5 protein-coding genes are annotated in these 4112 nt (G+C 45.2%); 4 read left to right on the top strand and 1 reads right to left on the bottom strand.

Going from position 1 to position 4112, the window contains the following annotated elements:
• Positions 1 to 19: 19 nt before the first annotated feature.
• On the bottom strand, positions 20 to 502 hold the full coding sequence (locus HY877_07785; GenBank protein MBI5300172.1) for an acyl-CoA thioesterase: 483 nt from the start codon (positions 500 to 502) through the stop codon (positions 20 to 22).
• A 129-nt stretch (positions 503 to 631) separates the two neighbouring features.
• Here HY877_07785 and HY877_07780 point away from each other — a divergent pair, with 129 nt between their 5' ends.
• The 4 genes from HY877_07780 to HY877_07765 all read left to right on the top strand — a co-directional run.
• The gene (locus HY877_07780) at positions 632 to 1510 is read left to right on the top strand and encodes a protein-glutamate O-methyltransferase CheR (protein MBI5300171.1); all 879 of its coding nucleotides are present in this window, start codon (positions 632 to 634) and stop codon (positions 1508 to 1510) included.
• A 5-nt stretch (positions 1511 to 1515) separates the two neighbouring features.
• Complete coding sequence (locus HY877_07775; protein MBI5300170.1) at positions 1516 to 2331, top strand: protein-glutamate O-methyltransferase CheR; 816 nt, start codon at positions 1516 to 1518, stop codon at positions 2329 to 2331.
• Entirely contained in the window at positions 2328 to 2804 is a 477-nt protein-coding gene (locus tag HY877_07770) for a hypothetical protein (GenBank protein ID MBI5300169.1), read from the top strand. The genes HY877_07775 and HY877_07770 overlap by 4 nt, the downstream gene beginning before the upstream one ends.
• Before the next feature lie 148 nt (positions 2805 to 2952).
• A partial coding sequence (locus HY877_07765; protein ID MBI5300168.1) for an AAA family ATPase occupies positions 2953 to 4112 on the top strand: 1160 nt, incomplete at its 3' end.

Raw genomic sequence — 4112 nt, 5'->3', positions numbered from 1 at the left:
TTTTCAACCGGTCACGATATTAATTTTTATTACGCAGTTTCAGCCGAAAAGCCCTTCGCTCTTCGGCCCTTTTAAAACGTTCTTTGTCGATTTTTGTTTCAAGAATTAAACCGGGAACCTTGGTTGGTTTTCCCATGTCATCCAACGCAACCATGGTTACAAAAGCCCTGCCGATAAAACGGGTTTCTCCGCTGACCGGATCTTCCGCATCAATATGCACTCCCACTTCCATCGATGTTTTGCCCACGTAATTCACGGACGATTTTAAAATCAGAATATCTCCGAGCAGGACCGATTTCTCAAAGCTCAGATTGTCAATGGCGGCCGTGACGGTGTTGCGCCGTGCATGACGCGTGGCCGAAATAAAAGCCGCCTCGTCAATGTTGCGCATGATTGCCCCGCCATGCACGTAACCATAATGGTTTGCGTCCAGCGGTGTCATCACTTTGATCATGGTGTTTTGCGAGAAAGAAGGGGGGTAGGCTTTTTTTCGTATTTTCATAAAGTGAACCGTTTAATGCCATGTCGGCCTAAAATTGCAAACCAGAAAGTGGGGAAATTTTCGGAAAGATTTTTTGGCCTGACGCGGGTAGAGAAGTATGGTACTCACCCGTTTAAGAAAGGTTATTCAATGGGTGATCAAGAAGACCGTGTTTTTCAGCTTCTCCTCCGAAAAATTCGTGAAGAACGAGGGCTTGATTTCACGCAGTATCGTCCAACCTGTCTCAAACGACGTATCGAGACCCGCCTGCGAGTGAATCGAATCAACAATTACCTCGAATATATGGGCCTTTTGAATAGGAGTCCTGAAGAATACGAACGTCTGCTCGATGCAACAACCATTAACGTAACGGAATTTTTCCGGGACCCGCCCGTTTGGGAAGTCCTCAAAAACCGTCTCTTGCCGGAGATTATTCAGGACAGGAAGAATGAAGGAAGTTCTGCCATCCGCGTCTGGAGTGCCGGCTGTAGCGGAGGCGAAGAAGTTTATTCTCTCTCAATTCTTTTTCATGAACTTTTGGGAGAAGTCGTGAGTCGTCAGTCGTCAGTCGTCAGGAAAACTGAAGACTCACGACTGACGACTGACGACTTCCGTGTCGAAATTCATGGGACCGATATTGACAAAGGGTCTTTGAAGAAAGCTGCGTTGGGAGAGTATGGACAGGAAAGTCTCAAAAATATGGACCCACTTTTGCTTTCAAAATATTTTTTACCGACTGGAAAATCTTTTGCCATCAGTGATTCCATCCGGATTTCGGCTCAATTCCGCACGCACAATATGATCACCGACCCTCCCCTTAAAGATATGAGTCTGATCATCTGCCGAAACGTTCTCATCTATTTCACACGCGAATTACAGGTCAAGGTGCTGGAAAATTTTCATCGTTCTCTTCGAAAGGACGGCTATCTGGTGATCGGAAAATCGGAATCTCTGTGGGGAGGGACGAACAAACGTTTCGAAGTATGGGACAGCACAGAACGAATTTATAAGAAAAAAACTGACGACTGACAACAATGAACAAAGATCTTCTTGAACTACTCAACAAGATTCATCGGGAACGGGGTGTTGATTTTACCCTGTATCGTACCGCCCATTTGGAACGCCGCTTGGGGGCGAGACTTCGTGCCCGCCAGACTCAATCTTATAATGATTACATTAAAATATTGGATCAGGATCCGGAAGAATATATAAAACTGTTTGACACTCTTTTTATTCATGTCTCCCATTTTTTCAGGGACCCGAAGGCTTGGGATTGTCTCCGAAAAAATGTTCTACCGGAGATTATTCGCGGCAAAGAAGAGCGCCACCTGAAAAAAATTCGCATCTGGTGTGCGGGAATCTCCATGGGACAAGAGGTTTATACCGTGGCCATCCTTCTTAAAGAAGCCCTTGGAAAAGAAATCGACAATTTTCGCCCCCAAATTTACGGAACGGATGTGGACCATGGCACCCTTATGCAGGCCATGGAGGGGCGTTATACAGAACAAGATCTGAGGGAGATCGGGCCGGCACTTCTTCATAAATATTTTCAACAATCAAACGGAATTTTTACAATTGATGATTCCGTTCGCCTCATCACTAAATTCATGGCCCACAATTTGGTGACCCAGCCTTCGCTGGGAAATATGAATCTCATCCTTTGCCGCAATGTTTTGATCTATTTTTCAAAAGAACTGCAGGCCGTGATACTTGAGAAATTGTATCGCGCTCTTCAGCGCGGCGGTTATTTGATGATTGGAAAATCGGAATCTCTTCCAAAAGAAATGAGAGAGTGGTACGAACCCGTGAGTCACGGTGAACGCATTTACCGGAAAGGAAATATAAGATGATGAAAACCGACAAGACAGTGAAAGAACTTTTTGATCTGGCCATTCAGGCTGAAAAAATCATGCGGGATTACTACATCGGGTTAACGGAGAAATTTCAAACATTGCCCGACGTGGTGAATTTCTGGCAAGGGTTGGCCAATGATGAAAATGGACACATCCGCTGGCTGGAAAACGTTTGTAGCAAACTTCCTCAGGAAAAACTTTCTTCCATGGCGGATCCGGAAGTAATAACGCAGGCGGAACGTGCCCTTCAATTCTCCGTTGAGAAAGCTCTCGACGAAACGAAAACACTGAAAGATGCCTACGAATTCGCTCACGAACTGGAATATTCCGAAACGAATGCGATTTTCAGGTTTTTGATGCAAACATTTATTGGTCCCGCCAAACGTCAGCAGATGGCCCTTCAGGAAATAGAAAACCATCTGGAAAAGCTCATGGATTTTTCAAAAACATTTGGGGACAGGCTGAAATGAAGGAAATTTACGTTCTTTTAATACCTTGATTATTTTATAAAATCTATGTATTATTGCCTTGATTTATTGACAAATATATTAAAAAACTGTGATAAGACAAATAGATAAACACCTTGAAGCTTGGCGAGAATCGCAAGAGAGAAGGGTATTGCTTCTCCGAGGGGCTAGGCAGGTCGGAAAGACCTATTCGGTCCGCAAACTTGGGCGTTCATTTGGGACCTTCCTAGAGATCAATTTCGAAAAGGATCCGAGGCTTGTCTCTTTTTTTGAAGGGTCTCTGAGTCCCTCTGAGATCAATCAAAAATTGACTGCCTATTCGGGGGTCTCTCTCATGCCCGGCAAAAGTCTCCTTTTTTTTGATGAGATTCAAGCCTGTCCCAATGCAATCCGTGCTCTGCGTTTCTACCACGAAGAGATGCCCCATCTTCACGTTGTTGCGGCCGGTTCGATGCTGGAGTTTGCTCTGTCCGAGATTCCCTCCTTTGGCGTGGGAAGAATTTCCAACCTCTTTCTCTACCCACTTTCATTTCGGGAATTTTTATGGGCCACCGGTCGTGAAGAGCTCGACCAGCTGATACAAAATGCGGGTCCTGATAAACCACTGGATGCCATTTTGCATTATGAACTGTTGGAAAAATTCCGATTCTATCAGGTGCTGGGCGGAATGCCTGCCGTGATCAAGAACCTCGTCGAAGGCAACGACCTTCTTTCCTGTCAAAAAATAATCAACGGAATTGTAACCACGCTTCAGGATGATTTTTCCAAATACAAAAAAAGATCGCCGGTGACGCGTTTGATGGAAGTATTTCGCTCTGCCGCACAGCAAGCGGGTGGCAAGTTTCAATATTCCAAAGTTGCCCAAGGAGAAGCGAGCCACAGTTACAAAGTGGCGCTTGAACTGCTCGTCAATGCCGGACTCGCCTATCGCGTCACACATACCTCAGCCGGTGGAATTCCTCTGGGAGCTCAAACCAATCCGGAAAAATTCAAGATCATTCTGTTTGATATGGGCATTCATCAACGCCTCTTGGGTCTTGATCTTTCTTTGCATGTGCTGAAAGAATCGATTGAACTCATTAGCAAGGGAAATCTGGCCGAACTTTTTGTTGGATTGGAATTGATGGCTTATCATGACCCGGGTATTCGTCCTCAGCTATTTTACTGGCATCGTGAAGCTCGGGCGAGCAATGCTGAGATTGACTATGTAATCCAGAGAGGCCATGAGATTCTGCCGATTGAGGTCAAGGCCGGAGTCAAGGGGGGAATGAAAAGTCTGTTTTTGTTTCTTGAAGAAAAAGGAATCAAATC

This window comes from Deltaproteobacteria bacterium, assembly GCA_016213065.1.
Classification (GTDB): domain Bacteria; phylum UBA10199; class UBA10199; order SPLOWO2-01-44-7; family SPLOWO2-01-44-7; genus JACRBV01.
This window is presented reverse-complemented; position numbering and strand designations above follow the sequence as displayed.